Source organism: Lentzea fradiae (assembly GCF_900100955.1).
Lineage (GTDB): Bacteria > Actinomycetota > Actinomycetes > Mycobacteriales > Pseudonocardiaceae > Lentzea > Lentzea fradiae.
In genome coordinates, this window is the sequence record NZ_FNCC01000011.1 from 48,194 (window position 1) to 66,107 (window position 17,914).

Sequence of the window (17,914 nt, forward strand, 5' to 3'; positions counted from 1 at the left end):
CGCCCTCCTCAAGCCCGATGACCACGACACCACCGTCCGCTACGGCGCCAGCAAGTCCCACGGCTCCAACGGCGGAGCAGCAGCCTGCCCCTCGGCACAACTGCGCCGGAAGTCGCACCACTGACACTGCCGCCCCGTCACCGGCGGGAACAAGATCTCCCGATCCCCACCGGCCTTCAAGGTCTCGGTGGCCAGATCGATCTCGTCAGCCGCCTCCTCCGCCCGGCGCACGTGCCGGGCCAGCGACTCCTCCGTGTGCTCCCAAGCGGCGACGGTCCCGGACGGCAGGTGGTGGAGCTCGACCCGGCGGCAGGGCTTGCGGAGGGTGCGACGGGCCGCCAGGGCGTACAACGCGAGGGCCTGGGAGCCTCGCGCGTCGTCCGAGGTGAGGACGTGGCGCCCCGTCTTGTAGTCGACGATCACCAGCTCGCCGTCGCGGTGGTCGATGCGGTCGACGCGGCCTTCGGCGACGATGCGGTCGGTCGGGGAGCTGACCCAGCGTTCGACGCCCAGGGGCTCGAAGTCGACGTCCAGCGACGAGACGTAGTCGTGCACCCAGGTGCAGGCCCGGCCGCGGTACTCGGCTGCCTGGTCGGCGTCGCGGAAGCCCTCGGACTTCCACTGCCTGTTCACGAGCGCCACGGCCTGCTCTGGGGTGCGGCGCTCGGGCGGGAGGTCGAAGAGGGCTTTCAGGGCGTTGTGGACCACGGCGCCCAGCGTGTTGTGCGCCCAGGCGCCGCCCCGCGGGGGCGCGGGACGGTCCAGGTACGTCATCCGGAAGCGGCGCGGGCAGTCCGTCCACGTCGCGAGCTTCGCGGGCGTGACGCGCACCAGCTTGCGGGGCTGGACCCCGAAGTCGAAGCCGAGTTGTTCCACCCCGCCCAAGTTACTCAGCACCCCCGACAGTCCCGGCCGGGGAGAGCTAGATTCCCGGCATGGAGATCTGGCACAACCCCCGCTGTTCCAAGAGCCGCGCCGCGAAGCAGCGGCTGGACGAGAGCGGGGCCGAGTACACCGAGCGGCGCTACCTCGACGACGTGCCGACGGCCGACGAGCTGGACGAGGTGCTGACGAAGCTCGGCAAACAGCCGTGGGAGATCGCGCGCACCAAGGAAGCCGCGTACCCGAAGGGCCTGGAACACGACCGCGGCAAGTGGATCGCGCACATGGTCGCGAACCCGAGCCTGATCGAGCGGCCGATCGTCATCGACGGCGACGAAGCCCGCATCGAACGCTGAGCTAGACCCCGTTCGTGATGAACCCCTGCACGGACGACGCGACGAGCTGCACGGCGATCGCGGCCAGCAGGAGGCCCGCGATCTTGGCCATCAGCAGGATGCCGCTCTCCTTGAACACCTTGATCAGCAGGCCGGCGGAGCGCAGCGTCGCCAGCAGGACGAGGTGCACGGTCACGATCGCCGCGGCCAGGGCGAGGTAGGAGGCCCAGTCGCCGCCCGCCTGGCGGACGAACACGATGGTCGCGGCGATGGCGCCGGGGCCCGCGAGCAGCGGGGTGCCGAGGGGCACGAGGGCGATGTTGACGTCCTCCACCTCGGGGTGGTTGGTCGCGCCCTTCCCGGTGAGCAGGTCGAGCGCGATGAGCAGCAGCAGGAGGCCGCCCGCGCCCTGGAGCGCGGGGATGCCGATGTGCATGTACGCGAGGATCGAGTTGCCCGCGACGGCGAAGAGCGTGATCACCAGGAACGACACGAGCACGCCCTGCCGTGCGGCGCGTTTGCGGGCGTCGCGGGACTTGCGGCCGACCAGGCCGAGGAAGACCGGGACGGTTCCGGGCGGGTCCATGATCACGAGCAGCGTGATGGTCGCCTCGATGTAGAGCCGCACGTCCACCACGCTGCCCACCGCCCTAGCCGACGAGGATCTCGGCGCCTGTCGCCCTGTCGGCCAGAGCATCCAGCATCTCCGGCGCGGTCGTCTCCGCGCCGAGCCGGACCGTCTTGTTCGTGCCGTGGTAGTCACTCGACCCGGTGATCACGAGACCGAGCTCGCCGGCGAGCGCCCGCAGGGACGCGCGGGTCTCCTCGTCGTGGTCGGGGTGGTCCACCTCGACGCCCGCCAGGCCGATCTCGGCGAGCTCGCGCACGACGGAGGGTGCGACGACGGGGCCGCGGGAGCGGGCGAACGGGTGGGCGAGGACGGTGACGCCGCCGGCCTCGGTGATCATCTCGATGGCGCGTTCAACGGGCGTGTCGGTGCGGCCGACGTAGTACTGGCCGCCGGTGAGGTAGGTGGCGAAGGCTTCGTCGACGGACGTCACGACACCGGCGCGGATCAGCGCCTGGGCGAGGTGGGGGCGACCGGCGGGGGCGTCGAAGGGCAGCCGGGCCATCAGGTCGACCGGGTCGATCGGGAAGCCGTCGGCCCGCATCATCTCGGCCATCTTCTGCAGCCGGTGCCGCCGTTCCTCGCGCAGCCGGGACTGCTCCTTCATCAGCATGGCGTGCGTCGGGTCGTAGAGGTACGCCAGGAGATGAACGGTGATCGTGCGGCCGTAGCCGTCAGGCGAGGCGCAGGACAGCTCGGCGCCGCGCACCAGCTTGAGACCGGGCGGGAGCGCCGCGGCGGCCTCCGCCCATCCGGCGGCGGTGTCGTGGTCGGTGATCGCCACCGCGTCGAGTCCTGCCAGTGCCGCCGCCCTCACGAGGTCTGCGGGGCTGTCGGTGCCGTCGGACTCGGTCGAATGGGTGTGCAGATCGATGGCCACGACGTCCAGTGTGGACGACGCCGGAAACCGGCTCCGCTACGGGACCATCTTCTTCCCGCGCGCCGCCCGCTGGGCCTTGATCATCGAGAAGCGCTCGGCCTGGGCCTTCTTGTCGCCGAAGGTCAGCTCCGAGATGGCGTCGTACACCTCTTCGGGGTCCGGCAGGTACTCCAGGCGGTTGAGCGCCTGGATCTGACCGGCCGACTCCACGATGAGCGTGCCGTAGCCGAGCATGCGCCCGCCGACGGTGCGCTCGTAGGTGAGGTCGGTGACCTTGCTGATGGGCATCATCGCGACCTTGGTCTCGAAGACGCCCGATGTCAGCATGAACCGCTTGTCGGTGACGACGATGCGTTCGACCCACCACTCGATGATGAAGTACGCGAGCCGCAGCAGCACGAGCAGCGCTCCGTACCACAGCACGTTCTGGAGCAGGCTCGCGTCCGCCGGGAGCAGGTACGAGATCATCATGAAGCCGGCGAGCAGCGCCGCCGCCTCCAGGACGTCCCAGACCAGGTAGGACCAGTGCCTGCGCACCCGGATGACCCGACGCTCGCTCGACAGCAGGTAGTCGTCCGGATCACGTGGTGCGAACATGCGCTACCAGCCCTTCCCTGACCAGCCAGTGCCCTTGTCCCTGCCCCGCGGCGAACCCCTGGGCCTAGAACAATTGTCGCACGAAGGTGATCAGGGCCTCAGCCGCAGTTCGCAGCGAGTTGAGGATGTTCTGCACCAGCTGAGCCGCTTGCTGCGGCTCGGCGATGAGGAAGAACAGCAGCAAGGCGATTCCGGCGAAAGTGAGAATCTTCTTCAAGTTCACGGTGTCCACCCCGTCCGCGTTCGCACCCGTTTGGCGCCGTTCGTGACCGTTGTACAGCACGATCCGGCACCTCGGGAGATTTGTACCGCAGCCGGGGTAGTGGACAGCACCGCCGTTCCGGTGTGACTACGCTTCGTGTTTGTGACGGGTAGCGATCGGCGAGTCATCCGGTGTGTCGGTGCGATCGTGCATGACTCGTCCGGGCGACTCCTGCTCGTGCGACGCGCCAATCCGCCTGGTGAGGGCAGGTGGTCGATCCCAGGTGGGCGAGTGGAGTCTGGGGAGACGGACAGTGACGCCGTGACTAGGGAAGTCGCGGAGGAGACGGGACTCTCCGTCACCGTGGGCCGGCTCGTCGGCAGCGTCGAGCGACCGGCCCCGAACGGGCTCTACGCCATCCACGACTACGAATGCCAGGTCACGGCGGGTGTGCTCCGAGCGGGCGACGACGCATCGGAGGTCGCTTGGGCCGACAGTGCGACGTTGGCCACACTGCCGCTCACCGACGGCCTCCTGGGAGCGCTCTCAGACTGGAACTGCCTGCCCCGCGCCTGATCGGTTTCACGCGAAAGGGGACAGCTCCCGCGCCTCCTCAGCGCCAGACGAGACGCTGCCCGTGGGCCTCGGTGGTCGCGAGAGTGGTCGTGGAGACCTCGGATTCACGCACTCGGACCAGTCGCAGCTCGCCCTCCTCGTGCGCGGCCCACCACGCAGGTCTGCCCAAAGCCGACAAAGCGGGCACGAGGTCGAGGCCGGACCCGCTCGTCATGACGACGACCGGCGCGTCGATCGGCTCGACGGCCTTGGCGAGGTCCTCGACCGGGTCGCCCGCCACCAGGCGGGGCGGGTTCTTGCGCAGCACCCCGCAGGCCACCCCGAACAGGCGCAGGCGCTCCGGCTGGTCCGCCCACACGCAGGCTTCCAGCCACGCGTAGGCGTCCTCGTCGGTCAGGTCGGCCGGGGCGACGCCGATGCCCGCCTTCGCGGCCACCTTGACGGTCTTCGGCAGCTTTGGCAGCGCGGCGCCCGGCGCGAGCTCCAGCGCGCAGTGCAGGCCGAGCGCGGCCTTGGCGGGGCCCGCGACGACCTGGCCCGCCTCGGCGGTCTGGTAGCGGTACGAGTACTGGTCGAGCCCGAGCAGCAGACCGGCGGTCGTCGCGGCCTCCACGAGCCCGATGGGCGCGCCCGCCTGCTTCGCCGCGGCGGCGACGGCCGGGTAGAGCAGGGCGGCGCGGCGCACCTCGTTGGTCTGGATCACCTGCGAGCCCACCAGCGCCCGCACGCGGTCGCCGCGTTCCAGCAGGAAGTCGCGGAACAACGGCCAGGTGCTCTCGTCCGCGCCGTAGGTGCCGCCCAGCGACGGGTAGTAGTTGGAGAGCTGGTGGAACGGCTCGGCCTGCACGAGCCGGTGCGCCGCCGCCAGGAGCAGCTCGCCGGTGGCGTTCTCCTCGGTGGCGGCGGTCAGCAGGCCGGCGACCTCCGGATCCTCGGCGGCACGCGAAGCCAGGTGTTCGTAGAGCGGCGAGATGCCCGCCGCCTGTTCCGCGAACGCGCGCAGTCGTCGCTGTGCCAGGTCCAGAGAGGTCGTCACGTCACTCCTTGGGTTCGGGGCGCCCAGGCTGCTCTCCACCGCGGGACTCGCCGTAGGACCGCTTCGGCACCATGACCTTGCGCCTGAAGATGCACACGACCGTGCCGTCCTGCTTGTAGCCCCGAGTCTCCACGTAGACGACACCCCTGTCGTCCTTGGACTTGGACGGCGTCTTGTCGAGCACCTCGGTCTCACCGTAGATCGTGTCGCCGTGGAACGTCGGCTTCACGTGCCGCAGCGACTCGATCTCCAGGTTCGCGATGGCCTTGCCGGAGACGTCGGGCACGGACATTCCGAGCAGCAACGAGTAGATGTAGTTGCCGACGACGACGTTCTTGCCGAAGTCCGTCGTGTTCTCCGCGTAGTTCACGTCCATGTGGAGCGGGTGGTGGTTCATGGTGAGCAGGCAGAACAGGTGGTCGTCGTACTCCGTCACCGTCTTGCCCGGCCAGTGCTTGTAAACCGCTCCGACCTCGAACTCCTCGTAGTACCGACCGAACTGCACCGTTCCTCCAACTACGTGTGATCGAGATCTGTCCCGGGTGGGAAGACAGTCTTCACACGGAGGGAGTACCCTCGGCAACCGGTGTGTGAGGATTTCCACCACCAGTGACTTCGCCCCGAGGAGGTGAGGACCCCTAAATGAGCAAGGACCCCCACCCTGCCAGTACCAAGCGCGTCCTCACCGAGGTGATCTTCTAGTTCCTTCTGGAACGTTTGAGTTCCTCGGTCAGGGCGCCCGTCGTGCTTTCGCACTTCCACGCCGGCGTGTGTACCTGGAGGAACTCACCATGCCCAGCCTTCCCTCGATCCGCGGAAGAGGCTCCCAGCGGGGTGCCACGGGCCACGTCCCGCACGTGCCCGTGCCGTTGTCGCACTACGTGGTCGACTGCGCCGTTTACGTGGACGGCAAGCGTTTGCCGGGCCGCTGGACGCACACGGACGCCGTCAAAGAGGTGCGCAGGCGCAAGGACGGGTTCGTCTGGATCGGGCTGCACGAGCCGGACGCCGAGCAGATCCAGGGCATCGCGGACACGTTCGGGCTGCACGAGCTGGCCGTGGAGGACGCGGTGCACGCGCACCAGCGGCCGAAGCTGGAGCGCTACGACAATACGCTCTTCATGGTCTTCAAGACGGTTCGTTACGTCACGAACTCCTCGCCCGACTCCGCCAACGAGATCGTCGAGTCCGGCGAGATCATGGTGTTCCTGGGCAAGGACTTCGTCATCACCGTGCGGCACGGCAACCACTCGGGGCTGTCGAAGCTCCGTCACGTGCTGGAGGAGGACACCGAGCGGCTGGAGATCGGTCCCTCCGCGGTGCTGCACGCGATCGCGGACCAGGTGGTGGACAACTACCTCGACGTGACGGACCACATCGAGGACGACATCGACCGCATGGAGGAGCGGGTCTTCGCGCCGCGCACCGAGGTGAGCGCCGAGCAGATCTACATGTTCAAGCGCGAGGTCGTGGAGCTGCGCCGCGCGGTCATGCCGCTCGCGAACCCGTTGCGGCGCTTGGCGGAGGGCTACACGCCGCTCATCCCCGAGCAGGTGCGGGCGTTCTTCCGCGACGTCGACGACCACCTCACCGAGGTGTCCGAGCGGGTGACGGCGTTCGACGAGCTGCTGACGACGCTGGTCGACGCGACGCTCGCGAAGATCACGCTGCAGCAGAACACCGACATGCGCAAGATCACCTCGTGGGTCGCGATCATCTCGGTGCCCACGATGGTGGTCGGCGTCTACGGGATGAACTTCGACTACATGCCCGAGCTGAAGTGGAAGTTCGGTTATCCGCTGATCATGAGCCTGGTCCTGGTGGCGTGCCTGACGCTCTACCGAATACTGCGCCGAAATCGCTGGCTGTAGTTCCGGTTTCGTTCGCGTTTTCTCGGTTGCAGAAGAGGTTCGCCGTGCCCAGGTTGCTCACCAACATCCGTTTCTGGATCCTCGCCTTCCTGCTCTGCTGGATCACCACCGTCTTCGTGCTGATCAGCGGAACGCCCTGACGTGCGCCGCCGGCTGACCAACCTGCGGTTCTGGATCATCGTGTTCGCGGTGGGCTGGCTCGCGATGGTCTTCGTGTCGATCGCCTTCTGGCCGGAACCCGGCGAGGAGTCGCCGGACGAGCTGGCCGTGAGCGTGACGAACGCGTTGCGCGCACAGGACTTCCACAAGCTGGAGCCGTTGCTCTCGGCCGGTGGCGAAGAGGTCGCCAAGTCGACCGTCGAGCACTTCCGCGGCACGCGGGTCGAGCGCGGTTCCTACCGCGACGGCGCTGTCGTCGTCGAGTACACGCACGCCGGGACGCGCGCGGAGTTCCGGTTGCCGGTCGAGGTGCACGACGGCCGGTTCGTGGTGAACCCGGTGCTCACTCCCACCGGGTGACGTCCCAGGTGAAGGGCGTGCCGTGCCCCTCGCCGTGCCCCAGGTTCAACGAGATGCCCGCCGGCCACAGCTTGAGCAGCAGCTCGAACCGGTACTCCGCGTCCGGGCCGTCCACGCGGCGCGGCTCGAACACCAGCAGCGCCAGCGGTGTCGTGGGCGTCGCCTTCGCCGCCGCGTCGGCCAGCACGGCCCTGCCCATCGCCCGGTCCGCCGGGGAGACGTACTGCCACACCACCGAATGCCACACGACGGTGAGCACGTCCCGTTCGACGCGGGCGAGCCGCTGCGCGAGCCACTCGGGGCCCGCCGACCGGTCGACCCTCACCGGGTCGGTCGCCGCGAGGTCGAGCGCGTCGCGCAGCCGCCGCCAGCGCTCCAGCTGGTCGGCCCAGACGAACGAGCTGAGGTGCAGCCGTCCGTCCTCTGTGGACACGTCGACCGGGTTGAGGTCGCAGCCCGCCCGTCCGACGACGCGCAGCCGGTGGCCGAGGTCAGCCGGTGGCCTGCCGGTCCACTCCGGGTCGAGCACGAGGAGGCTGTCCTCGTCGCCGAGCACCCGGTCCTCCAGCCGGTAGCCGACGTGGTGCGGGCGCAGGTTGAGCCCGCCGCTCGCGCCGATCTCCAGCAGACGGACGCAGAACGGCACGCTCCTGCCCGCCGCCTTCGCGGCCTCCTGGGCGGCGACCAGCAGCCCGCCGTACAGGGGCGCGCTGCGGCCCGGTTCGTTGGTCTGCACGACCGTCGCCTGAACCCGCTGCCGCAGCAGGTCGGCGTGCTCCTCCAGGGCAGGCAGCGCGTCCTGCCACAGCGTCGGCAGGTGCGGCGAGCCGCCGACGGTCGGGTAGTGCTTCGCGAGGCCCTGCGCACGGCCTTCGAGCACGAGCCGGTGCACGGCGCCCGCGAACCGCAGACCGGGCACGGTTCCCTCGCGGTCGCGTTCGGAACCGGCCATGATCCGCGCGGTGACACCGCCGCGGCGGAGGTCGTCCGCGGCGTCGTCCAGCAGCCGCCCGGTCAGCGGGCTGCGGTCGCGGCACGTGTCGGCGGCCGCGGTGAACAACTCGGCAAGCACGGCGTTGACGCTAATGGGAGCGCTGTCCCGCGTCATCCGGAGAAAGCCTCATTACGCTGCTGGGATGGTGCGGGTGCTCGCGGTGTCGGACGAGGTCGTCGAACAGCTGTGGACCGAGCAGGTGCGGTCCTACCGGGTCGACCTGGTCCTCGCGGCCGGTGACCTGCCGTTCGACTACCTGGAGTTCCTGGTCAACGCGCTGGAGAGACCGCTGGTGTTCGTGCCCGGCAACCACGACACCGACCTGTCCGGCTACACGAACGTGCGCGGCCTGTGGACCAAGGCCGGCCTGCCGGCGCGCTGGCCGGGCCCCGCCGGTGCGGTGAACGCCGACGAACGCGTGGTCGACGTGGCCGGGCTGCGCATCGCGGGCCTCGGTGGTTCGATCCGCTACAACAAGGGGCCGAACCAGTGGACGGAACGGCAGCAGGCACGCCGGGCCCGCCGGGTGTCCCGGCTGGCGGGGTGGCGCAGGCTGCGGGACGGACGTGGCGTGGACGTGCTGCTGACCCACTCGCCGCCGGCGGGCTGCGGGGACGAGCCGGACCCTCCCCACCGCGGGTTCGAGTGCCTGCACGGCCTGGTCTCGCGCCTGCGGCCGTCGTTCCTGCTCCACGGGCACATCCACCCGCACGGCGTGCCGCGCCCCGACCGGGTGCTGGGACCGACGAGGCTGGTCAACGTCGTGGGGCACAAGGTGCTGGACATCCCGGGAGGCAACGATGAGACATGACACGGGTTTCCCCGTCGCCGACGCCGAGAACGACTTCCAGCGGGCCCGCCGCCGCCAGGTGATGTCCCGGCTGGCGGCCTGGCTGCGCCGCGAGCCGGACGACGTGAACATCATGCTGCCGTTCCACGAGGTCGTGGAGGCACTGGGCATGGTGTCGGAGAAGCGCCTGGGCCTGCAGTCCATCCGGCTCGACTCGATCGTGGGCAGCGTCGACCGCACCCGCGACTTCGACCGCCGCTTCCGCCCGACCTCGAGCCGCGTCCGGGAACGCTGGCAGCGCCTGGCGCTGGCCGCGCGCCGCGGCGAGAACGTGCCGCCGATCGAGGTGTACCGGATCGGTGAGCTGCACTTCATCATGGACGGCCACCACCGCGTCTCGGTCGCGCACGCGCTGGGCCTCACGGTCATCGACGCGTACGTGACGCAGGTGATCACGCGGATCAACTCGTCCGGCATCCGCTACCGCGGCGACCTGATCGTGAAGGACTACCGGCGGCTGTTCCTGGACAGGGTGCCGCTCAGCGGCGAGGCCCGTGCCGCGGTCGTGCTGTCCGACCCGTGGGACTACGCCGAACTGGGCGAGCACGTCGAGGCGTGGGGGTTCCGCCTGATGCAGGACACCGGCACGTTCCTGGACCGCGCGGAGATCGCCCGGCGCTGGTACTCCGACGAGTACAAGCCGGTCGTGGCGATGCTGCGGCAGGCGGACATGATCGGCGACCGCACCGAGACCGAGGCGTACATGTGGGTCGCCAAGGAGCGGTACCGGCTGATCAGGACGCACCGCTGGGACGCCGACGTGATCAACGCCGTCCGCCAGGAGACCCGCGGGCGCCGCGGCTGACGCCGCACCGTCAGGCCGGGCCGAGCTCCTCGTCGAGCAGCTCCGGCCAGTTCCCGTGACCGAGACCGGCGGCCATGAGCAGGTCGCGCCAGTCGACGTGGCTGAGCTCGACCAGCCGCGTCAGCCGCTCCAGGTCACCGCGCGCGGCCAGCACGACCGCGGCCTGCACCCGTTCGACGTCCTGGTTGCCGGTCTCGGTGCGGGCGACCTCCCGCAGCACCTCGTCCACCTGTTCCGCGGGGAAGTCCCCGCGCACGCGAGCAGCGACCCGTTCCGACACGTCCACCGGCCGAACCTACCGCTGTGCGACGATCCCGATCACCGCCGCACGGCGGCACTCACCTCTTCTTCCTGCGCGGGCCCGGCTCGGGGAATTCCCGGCGCAGCACCTCGGCCCAGTCCTCGTGGGCCAACGCGCCATCCGCGGCCATCAACGTGTCACGCGGGTCCACGTGGCTCTCGTGAACGAACGACTTCAAGCGCCGCAGGTCGCCCTTGGCGCCCAGCACCGCTGCGGCCTGGATCCGCTCCGCCAGCGCCTTCAGCGCTTCGTCGTCCCCGGCGTCGCACGCGTAGCCGGTCGACAGCTCCCGCACCACCTCGTCCACCTGCTTCGCCGGGAAGTCCCGGTGCACGCGGGCCGCGACCCGTGCGGACACAGGTCCAGGAGGAGCGCCTGACGAGCCCAGCTCACGCCGGACGCGGTCACGCCAGTCACCGTCGAGGACCCCGCCCTCCGCGAGCACGGCGCGCCGGTCCGCGCGGCTGAGCGCCACCAGCTCCTTCAGCTTCGCCAGGCTCGTCACCGAGGCCAGCAGGATGGCCGCGTGCAGCCGTTCGGCCTCCGGGTGACCGATCCCGGCACCGGCCAGTTCCGCCAGCGCCTCCTCGGCGTCCTCCGCCCGGAAGTAGACGCGCACCCGCCGCTTGACCCGCCCCGTCAGATCCATCGCGATCCCTCCCCCGACCACATTGTGGACCTGACGCCGCCCGCGGAGGAGTGGAATCAGCGGGGTGGAATCAGCGGGGCGCCACCCGCGGCCCGTCCGCCTCCGGCAGCGGCCGTGCCTGGTCCAGCACCTCGTCGGTGTACTTGTCCAGCAACCGGGTGCCGATCTGCTGCGCGTACCCGAAGATCACCGCCCACAGCAGCAGCGCGGCGGCCGACGGGATGCCGATCAGCCCGCTCGTCACCCCCGCTCCCAGAGCCAGGATCCCGACCACCGCCAGCGCCGCGCCGAGCATGATCTTGATCAGCGCCTGGTAGCCGATCATGACGTACGGCGAGAGCGACGGCCGGCGGCGCAACAGCAGCACCACGGCGGCCAGCACCGCGCCGAACGCCCCGAGCACCTGCACCAGCCACACGTCCACCCCGGACGCCTTCACCGTCCCGCCGGGGCACACGGTCGGCAGCGCGTTCTCCTTCGGGTCGACGCAGAGCGGGATGATGCCCGGCTTCGCGATGCCGACGACCCCGAGCACCGTGTTGATCACGAACAGCACGATCGACGCGGCGATCAGCTTGTTCCGCAGCGCCCGCGACCCGGCGTGCGCGAAGTCGGAGTTGTCGAAGGCCGCCCGCAGCGCGTCCACGACGATCGCCCGTTCCACCGCGGGCGTGAACTCCCCCGGCCGCAGCTCGTCCAGGGCACGGCGGCGCGGATCGTCGTCGTCGAGGTACTGCGCCACCCGTGCCCGCAACCCCGGCAGCCGCCCCAGGAACCCGCGCTCCGCCGCGATCGTGGCCACCTCGGCCTCGTGCAGGGCGCGCCAGGCCCGTTCGATGTGCCAGCCCGACCACCACGACGGCACCATGCGCCACCACGGCTCGCGCTCACCCAGCATCGCCTCGACCACCGCCGCCTGCTCCTCGGCGGTGCGGCGCCACACATCACCCTCCGGGTCGACCGGGTCGGGCGGGCCGAGCGCGGCCAGATCCGCGCGGACCCGGTCGAGCCGGGACTGCACGACGAGTCGCCAGTCGGTGACCCTGGGTCTGCGGTCGGCCATGATCCGATGGTGGCAGGCGGCACCGACATTTTCGGGAGCCATCCGTGTGACGTGCGGAAACGTCGCCCGGACGCCTCAGTGCGCGCTCATCGGGCCATCTGGGCGTGAGCCGGGGGCGGCTACTGCCGGTGAGCGGGCCCGCGATGACCGGCAGTCGCCTCCGACGCGCCCCGCCGGGGAGACGTCCCACGCCACGCCTCCCCGGCGGGCCCGGCTCAGGCGGTCTGCGGCGGCTCCACCAGCGCCCGCAGCCGCGGCGGCATCCGCTTCTCCAGCCCGTACGGCTCCAGGTGGGCCTGCAGCACGCCGGTGAACGCCCGCTCCACCGAGGCGGTGTCCCAGCTGTCGCTCTCCAGGATCGGCTGCTTGAAGTACGGCTGCCCGACGAGGTGGAGCTGCCGCCCGTTGCAGCGGATGACCTGGCCGGTGATGCCCTCCGCGCGGTCGGACAGCAGGAACAGCACCAGCGGCGCCACCTTGCCGGGCGTGCGGTCCGCGGGGATCGCGCGCAGGGACCGCTCCGACTTCCACACCATCCGCGTGTGCGCGACCGGGCACACGGCGTTCACCCGGATGTTCTCCGATTCCAGGTCGAGCGCCCAGGAGTAGCTCAACGACGCCACCGCGCCCTTGGTCGCCGAATACGTGGCGAGCTTGCGCTGGCCGAAAGAGGCCCCGGAGGAAATGTTGACGATCGAGCCGCCGCCGGTGGCGCGCATCGCGCGCATCGCCGCTATTCCGGTGTAGATGACGCCCAGGACGTTCACCTCGACGACGTTGCGGATCGTCTCCGGGTCGTCTTCCCACGGCGCGGTCTCGTAGTTCAGGCCGGCGTTGTTCACCAGGCCGTCGACGCGGCCGAACTCGTCCACGCACAGTTCGACGATCTTGGCCGCCTCGCTGGGGTCGGCCACCGTGTGGTTCGAGGAGACGGCGCGGCCGCCGTACCCCCTGATGTGTTCCGCGACCCGTTCTGCCAGGTCACCGTCGTTGTCGTTGACCACCACCGACGCACCCGCGAGGGCGGCGTGCATCGCGTAGGCTTCGCCGAGACCTCGGCCGCCCCCGGTGATGACGACCGCTTTGCCGTCCAGGATCCCCATTGCACGCTCTCTTTCCTCACTCGGCGGCGGCGCTGGACCCCCTGTGTCCTTCTCCCGCCTCCGACAAGCGTGCGGACGATTCGCGAAGACGGCGCGGTGGTTTCGATGAGATGACGCTGCCGAGCGCCCAATGGCGCGGTGAGTTCGGTCGGGCAGTTTCCCCGGACCTGTCGGTCCCACCAGGACCGAGGACTTTCGCCCTCACTCGTCCGAGTGACATAAAACAGGCCGCCGTCCGCATGGGACGACGGCCTGTCCTATCGAGAATTCACCGTTCCGAGTAGGTCAGGTTCTTTCCGCTGGACGGGTCGAACAACTGCACCTTGTCCGCGTCGAACCAGATGTCCGACGAGGCGCCCTCGACGGCGCCGGAGGCCGACGACAGCCGCGTGACCAGTGAGATGCCGTCGCCCGGCACGTCGTCCGATCCCGCGTCCTTCGCGAGCTCCTGGAGCTCGGCCGAAGCCGCCTGCTCGCCCGTGAGGTTGAAGTAGGCGTACTTGTCCGAGCCCATCGACTCCAGAACGTCCACCTGGGACGTGAACTTGCCGCCCGCCGACAGCTTCGCCGGCTCGACCAGCGACGCGTCCTCGAAGTGCTCGGGGCGGATGCCCAGGATCACCTCGCGGGGCGCGTCGGCCGCCTCGACCAGCTGACGGACCCGGTCCGTCAGCGTCACGTCGCCGATGACCGAGCGCAGCGCGCCGTTCTCCAGCGTCGCCGGCACGAAGTTCATCGACGGCGAGCCGATGAAGCCCGCGACGAAGAGGTTGGCCGGGTGGTCGTAGAGGAACTGCGGCGCGCCGATCTGCTGCACGATGCCGCCGCGCATGACGACGACCCGGTCGCCGAGGGTCATCGCCTCGGTCTGGTCGTGCGTCACGTAGACGGTCGTCGTGCCGAGCTGCTTCTGCAGGCGCGACACCGAGGTGCGCATCTGCACGCGCAGCTTGGCGTCCAGGTTGGACAGCGGCTCGTCCATGAGGAACGCCTTGGGGTTGCGCACGATCGCGCGCCCCATCGCCACGCGCTGCCGCTGGCCACCGGACAGGTTGGACGGTTTGCGGTCGAGGTGCTGGGAGAGGTCGAGGATGTCGGCCGCCTCCTTGACCTTCTTCTCGACCGTGGCGTTGTCCACCTTGGCCAGCCGCAACGGGAAGGCCATGTTCTCCTTCACCGTCATGTGCGGGTAGAGGGCGTAGGACTGGAACACCATCGCGATGTCGCGGTCCTTGGGCGCCTTCTCGTTGACGCGCTGCCCGCCGATGCGCAGCTCGCCGTCGGTGATGTCCTCCAGGCCCGCGATCATGTTGAGCGTGGTGGACTTCCCGCAGCCGGACGGTCCGACCAGGATGATGAACTCGCCATCGGCGATCTCCAGGTTGACCTCCTGGACGGCCAACGCGCCGTCCGGATACCGCTTGGTCACCTTGTCCAGAACGATCTCTGCCATTGGTCAACTCACCCCTTGACGGCGCCGGAGGTCAGGCCGGCGACGATCCGGCGCTGGAAGAACAACACGAAGAGGATGATCGGGATGGTGATGACCACGGCGGCCGCCGCGATCGACCCGGCCGGGTCCTCGAACTGCGAGCTGCCGGTGAAGAACGACAGCGCCACGGGGACGGTCCGCGACTGCTCGGTCGAGGTGAGCGAGATCGCGAACAGGAAGTCGTTCCAGCAGAAGATGAACACGAGGATCGCCGTCGTGAACACACCCGGCGCGGCCAGCGGCGCGATGACGCGGCGAAACGCCTGCCCCGGCGTCGCCCCGTCCATCTTCGCCGCCTTCTCGAGCTCCCAGGGGATCTCGCGGAAGAAGGCCGACAGGGTGTAGATCGCGAGCGGCAGCGCGAACGTGATGTACGGCAGGATCAGGCCGGGCCACGTGTCGAAGAGGCCGAGCGTGCGCTCGATCTCGAACAGCGGGGACACCAGCGAGACCTGCGGGAACATCGCGATCAGCAGCGAGACGCCCACCAGCAGGTTCTTGCCGGGGAAGTCGAGCCGCGCGATGGCGTAGGCGGCCATCGTGCCGAACACCACGGCGATCGCGGTCGCGATGACCGCGATGCCGATGGAGTTGAACAGCGCCCGCGTGAACTCCGACGTCGAGAAGATGTTCTGGTAGTTCTCCAGGCTCCACTCGCGCGGGATGAAGTTGCCGTCCGCGAGCGTGGCGGACGACTTGAACGACAGCGACACGATCCACAGCACCGGAACCAGCGCGTAGATCACGACGACGGCGTTCAGCAGACCCCAGCCGACCTTCTTGCCGGTGGTCTCCGCTCCTCCGATTCCAGCCATTACCGCTTCCCCCCGTCGTCACTGCCGGGGGCAGCGGTGCCGAAGAGCTTGATGAACACGAACGCGATGATCGCGACCATGATGAAGATCAGCACGGACATGGTCGACCCGATGCCGAGGTTCAAGCCCTTGATGAGGTTGTTGTAGGTCAGCATCGACACCGACGACGTGCCCTGCGAGCCCGCGGTGAGCACGAAGAGGTTGTCGAAGATGCGGAACGCGTCCAGCGTGCGGAACAGCAGCGCCACCAGGATCGCCGGCTTCATGATCGGCACGGTGATCTTGATGAACCGCTGCCACCCGCTCGCACCGTCCATCGCGGCGGCCTTGAGCAGGTCGTCCGGCACGAGCGCCAGACCGGCCATCAGCAGCAGGGCCATGAACGGCGTGGTCTTCCAGATCTCCGCGAGCGCCACGACCATCAGCGCGGGGATCTTCTCGGTCAGCACCGGGTCGCCGCCGAGGGCCTCGGCGAGGTAGCCGGTGCCGGGCGTCCAGGCGAAGCGCCAGGAGAACGCGGCCACGACCGTGACGATGCCGTACGGGATCAGCGTCGTCGTCCTGACGATGCCGCGGCCGACCAGCGCGCGGTGCATGATCAGCGCGAGCGACATGCCCAGCACCAGCTCGATCGCGACGGTGACGACGGTCAGCAGGACCGTCACCCACACCGCGTTCCACCAGTACGGGCTGCTGAGCACGGTGACGTAGTTGTCGAACCAGATCCACTCGGTCCGGTCCGGGAACTTGAGGTCGAACCTCTGCATCGACAGCAGCAGCGAGTAGAGGATCGGCCAGCCCGTCACCGCGATCATGGTGAGCGCGGCGGGTGCGCAGAGCAGCCAGCCGAGCCTGCGCTCGGCCTTCTTGCCCTCGCTCAGCGCGGCCTTCTTCTTCGGGGCGGGCGCCGGGGAGGCCCCGGAAGCCGCCGCGGTGTCCGTGGTGGTCGTCTGGCTCACGGCAGCACTCCCTTGGAGTCGAGAGCGTCCTGCAGTTCCTTGCGCAGCCTGTCGGCCGTCGCCCGCGGGTCGATGTCCGCGGGCGGGGACAGGATCGTGGAGATCACCGTGGACACGTTCTGGTACGCGGGCGTGCTCGGCCGGGCACTCGCGTTCTGGAGCGTCTCCTTGATGTCGTCCTTCATCGGGTACGCCTCGACCATGTCCGGGTCGTCGTAGATCGACTCGATGGTCGGCGGCACGCCGTCCTTGAGCGCGGCGAACTTCTGGTTCTCCGCGTTGCGCAGGCACAGCACCGCGTCGAAGGACTCCTCCGGGCGCGTGGTGTAGTTGCTGACGGCGTAGTTGATCCCGCCGACCGTGACCTTGGCCTGGTCACCGCTCAGCGCGGGGTACGGCGCCCACTTGAAGTTCTTCGCGAACTCCGGCTTCTTCTGCGCCGCCGCGTAGACGTACGGCCAGTTGAGCTGGAACGCCGCGTTGCCGTTCTCCATGGCGAGGCGCGCGTTGTCCTCGGCCGCGTTGGAGAACGACGGGTCGATCGCCTTGGACGTCGCGAGCTTCTTCAACGCCTCCAGCGCCTCGACGGCCTTGTCGTCGACGATCGCCTTGGTGCCGTTCTCGTCGAGGATCGTGCCGCCGTTGGAGTTGACGAGGGTGTTGTACAGCACGACGAGCCCTTCGTACTGCTTGCCCTGCGCGACGATCTGGCCGGGCTTCCCCTCCGCCACCAGCGCCTCGGCCATGGAGATCATCTCGTCCCACGTCTTCGGCGGCTCCGGCACGAGGTCGGAGCGGTACCAGAGCAGCTGGACGTTGGTGTTGTCCGGAGCCCCGTACAGCTTGCCCTCGTACGTCGCCGTCTCCAGGGGCGCGGGCAGCGTCCCCTCCGAGACCTGGGACTTCGCCGAGCCGGTGAACTCCTTGATCCACCCGGCCTTGGCGAGCTCCGCCGTCCACGTGACGTCGAGCCCGAGGACGTCCATGCTGTCGTCCTCGGCCGCGAGTCTGCGCACTATCTGCTCGCGCTGACCATCGGCTTCTCGAGGCAGTTTGTTGTAGACGATGTTGTAGCGTCCGCCGGCCTTCGCGTTGCAGTTGTCGACGATGGCCTGGAAGTTCTCCTGCGGATATTTGTAGACGTTGACGGTGATGCCGCCGCTGTTGGACCCGCATGCCGTGACAGTGGACGCCGCGAGCAGTGCGACCCCCACACCGGCAGCGAGTCGATAGCGCCGTTTCGCACCCATCGGCCCAGCCTCCTTCCCGACTGCACGGAGGAGCCAGACCGCAGCGCCTGGCACCTCGTCGTGCCACCGGCCGCACCGGGCGGACCGGTTCACAAAACCTAGGCCCG

Annotated in this window: 22 protein-coding genes; 6 read left to right on the plus strand and 16 right to left on the minus strand. The window is 69.3% G+C overall.

Features of this window, described 5'->3' with window-relative positions; all coding sequences use genetic code 11:
- Nucleotides 1–39: 39 nt before the first annotated feature.
- Nucleotides 40–876: a RecB family exonuclease gene (locus BLT23_RS25680; protein WP_090053140.1), complete on the minus strand. Its 837-nt coding sequence runs from the start codon at nucleotides 874–876 to the stop codon at nucleotides 40–42.
- A 59-nt stretch (nucleotides 877–935) separates the two neighbouring features.
- Between BLT23_RS25680 and BLT23_RS25685 the strand changes: the two genes are divergently transcribed.
- On the plus strand, nucleotides 936–1,238 hold the full coding sequence (locus BLT23_RS25685) for an ArsC/Spx/MgsR family protein (RefSeq protein WP_090053143.1): 303 nt from the start codon (nucleotides 936–938) through the stop codon (nucleotides 1,236–1,238).
- A gap of 1 nt (nucleotide 1,239) precedes the next feature.
- On the opposite strand, the gene BLT23_RS25690 is transcribed toward BLT23_RS25685, so the two are convergent.
- The 4 genes from BLT23_RS25690 to BLT23_RS25705 form a co-directional block, all read right to left on the minus strand.
- Entirely contained in the window at nucleotides 1,240–1,914 is a 675-nt protein-coding gene (locus BLT23_RS25690; RefSeq protein ID WP_090053145.1) for a MarC family protein, read from the minus strand.
- Nucleotides 1,868–2,725, minus strand: a complete 858-nt coding sequence (locus BLT23_RS25695) for a PHP domain-containing protein (protein WP_090053148.1) — start codon at nucleotides 2,723–2,725, stop codon at nucleotides 1,868–1,870. The genes BLT23_RS25690 and BLT23_RS25695 overlap by 47 nt, the downstream gene beginning before the upstream one ends.
- A 36-nt stretch (nucleotides 2,726–2,761) precedes the next feature.
- Entirely contained in the window at nucleotides 2,762–3,322 is a 561-nt protein-coding gene (locus tag BLT23_RS25700; protein ID WP_090053150.1) for a PH domain-containing protein, read from the minus strand.
- A 64-nt stretch (nucleotides 3,323–3,386) separates the two neighbouring features.
- A complete protein-coding gene (locus tag BLT23_RS25705) occupies nucleotides 3,387–3,605 on the minus strand; it encodes a hypothetical protein (RefSeq protein ID WP_090053152.1) in 219 nt (72 codons plus the stop codon).
- Between the two features lie 81 nt (nucleotides 3,606–3,686).
- Here BLT23_RS25705 and BLT23_RS25710 point away from each other — a divergent pair, with 81 nt between their 5' ends.
- The gene (locus tag BLT23_RS25710; protein WP_090053809.1) at nucleotides 3,687–4,100 is read left to right on the plus strand and encodes an NUDIX hydrolase; all 414 of its coding nucleotides are present in this window, start codon (nucleotides 3,687–3,689) and stop codon (nucleotides 4,098–4,100) included.
- A 37-nt stretch (nucleotides 4,101–4,137) separates the two neighbouring features.
- Here BLT23_RS25710 and BLT23_RS25715 read toward each other — a convergent pair whose 3' ends face one another.
- Together BLT23_RS25715 and BLT23_RS25720 are read right to left on the minus strand one after the other, a co-directional pair.
- Nucleotides 4,138–5,136, minus strand: coding sequence for a DUF2332 domain-containing protein (locus tag BLT23_RS25715; RefSeq protein WP_090053154.1), 999 nt, complete (start codon nucleotides 5,134–5,136; stop codon nucleotides 4,138–4,140).
- A gap of 1 nt (nucleotide 5,137) precedes the next feature.
- The gene (locus tag BLT23_RS25720) at nucleotides 5,138–5,641 is read right to left on the minus strand and encodes a MaoC family dehydratase (protein WP_090053156.1); all 504 of its coding nucleotides are present in this window, start codon (nucleotides 5,639–5,641) and stop codon (nucleotides 5,138–5,140) included.
- Nucleotides 5,642–5,927: 286 nt separating this feature from the next.
- Here BLT23_RS25720 and corA point away from each other — a divergent pair, with 286 nt between their 5' ends.
- Nucleotides 5,928–7,007, plus strand: a complete 1,080-nt coding sequence (corA, locus tag BLT23_RS25725; RefSeq protein ID WP_090053811.1) for a magnesium/cobalt transporter CorA — start codon at nucleotides 5,928–5,930, stop codon at nucleotides 7,005–7,007.
- 141 nt (nucleotides 7,008–7,148) lie between these two features.
- Nucleotides 7,149–7,526 carry a hypothetical protein gene (locus BLT23_RS25730; protein WP_090053159.1) on the plus strand — a complete coding sequence of 126 codons (378 nt, stop codon included), beginning with the start codon at nucleotides 7,149–7,151 and terminating at the stop codon, nucleotides 7,524–7,526.
- Here the strand turns inward: BLT23_RS25730 and BLT23_RS25735 are convergent.
- A complete protein-coding gene (locus BLT23_RS25735) occupies nucleotides 7,510–8,598 on the minus strand; it encodes a DUF2332 domain-containing protein (protein WP_090053161.1) in 1,089 nt (362 codons plus the stop codon). The two genes, BLT23_RS25730 and BLT23_RS25735, sit on opposite strands and share 17 nt — an antisense overlap.
- 64 nt (nucleotides 8,599–8,662) lie before the next feature.
- On the opposite strand from BLT23_RS25735, the gene BLT23_RS25740 reads away from it, so the two are divergent.
- Nucleotides 8,663–9,331 carry a metallophosphoesterase family protein gene (locus BLT23_RS25740; protein ID WP_090053164.1) on the plus strand — a complete coding sequence of 223 codons (669 nt, stop codon included), beginning with the start codon at nucleotides 8,663–8,665 and terminating at the stop codon, nucleotides 9,329–9,331.
- Entirely contained in the window at nucleotides 9,321–10,175 is an 855-nt protein-coding gene (locus tag BLT23_RS25745) for a ParB N-terminal domain-containing protein (protein ID WP_090053167.1), read from the plus strand. Before BLT23_RS25740 ends, BLT23_RS25745 begins: the two co-directional genes overlap by 11 nt.
- A 10-nt stretch (nucleotides 10,176–10,185) precedes the next feature.
- Here the strand turns inward: BLT23_RS25745 and BLT23_RS25750 are convergent, their stop codons facing one another.
- The 8 genes from BLT23_RS25750 to BLT23_RS25785 all read right to left on the minus strand — a co-directional run bounded on the left by BLT23_RS25750 (nucleotide 10,186) and on the right by BLT23_RS25785 (nucleotide 17,807).
- Nucleotides 10,186–10,461 carry a hypothetical protein gene (locus BLT23_RS25750; RefSeq protein WP_090053170.1) on the minus strand — a complete coding sequence of 92 codons (276 nt, stop codon included), beginning with the start codon at nucleotides 10,459–10,461 and terminating at the stop codon, nucleotides 10,186–10,188.
- Between the two features lie 52 nt (nucleotides 10,462–10,513).
- Nucleotides 10,514–11,125: a hypothetical protein gene (locus BLT23_RS25755; protein WP_090053172.1), complete on the minus strand. Its 612-nt coding sequence runs from the start codon at nucleotides 11,123–11,125 to the stop codon at nucleotides 10,514–10,516.
- A 70-nt stretch (nucleotides 11,126–11,195) separates the two neighbouring features.
- The gene (locus BLT23_RS25760) at nucleotides 11,196–12,188 is read right to left on the minus strand and encodes a hypothetical protein (RefSeq protein ID WP_090053175.1); all 993 of its coding nucleotides are present in this window, start codon (nucleotides 12,186–12,188) and stop codon (nucleotides 11,196–11,198) included.
- Nucleotides 12,189–12,403: 215 nt separating this feature from the next.
- On the minus strand, nucleotides 12,404–13,291 hold the full coding sequence (locus tag BLT23_RS25765) for an SDR family NAD(P)-dependent oxidoreductase (protein ID WP_090053177.1): 888 nt from the start codon (nucleotides 13,289–13,291) through the stop codon (nucleotides 12,404–12,406).
- Between the two features lie 268 nt (nucleotides 13,292–13,559).
- Nucleotides 13,560–14,744, minus strand: coding sequence for an ABC transporter ATP-binding protein (locus BLT23_RS25770; RefSeq protein WP_090053180.1), 1,185 nt, complete (start codon nucleotides 14,742–14,744; stop codon nucleotides 13,560–13,562).
- 8 nt (nucleotides 14,745–14,752) lie between these two features.
- Complete coding sequence (locus tag BLT23_RS25775; RefSeq protein ID WP_090053184.1) at nucleotides 14,753–15,598, minus strand: carbohydrate ABC transporter permease; 846 nt, start codon at nucleotides 15,596–15,598, stop codon at nucleotides 14,753–14,755.
- Nucleotides 15,598–16,557, minus strand: a complete 960-nt coding sequence (locus BLT23_RS25780) for a carbohydrate ABC transporter permease (protein WP_090053187.1) — start codon at nucleotides 16,555–16,557, stop codon at nucleotides 15,598–15,600. Before BLT23_RS25780 ends, BLT23_RS25775 begins: the two co-directional genes overlap by 1 nt.
- A complete protein-coding gene (locus BLT23_RS25785) occupies nucleotides 16,554–17,807 on the minus strand; it encodes an ABC transporter substrate-binding protein (RefSeq protein WP_090053190.1) in 1,254 nt (417 codons plus the stop codon). Before BLT23_RS25785 ends, BLT23_RS25780 begins: the two co-directional genes overlap by 4 nt.
- Nucleotides 17,808–17,914 lie beyond the last annotated feature (107 nt).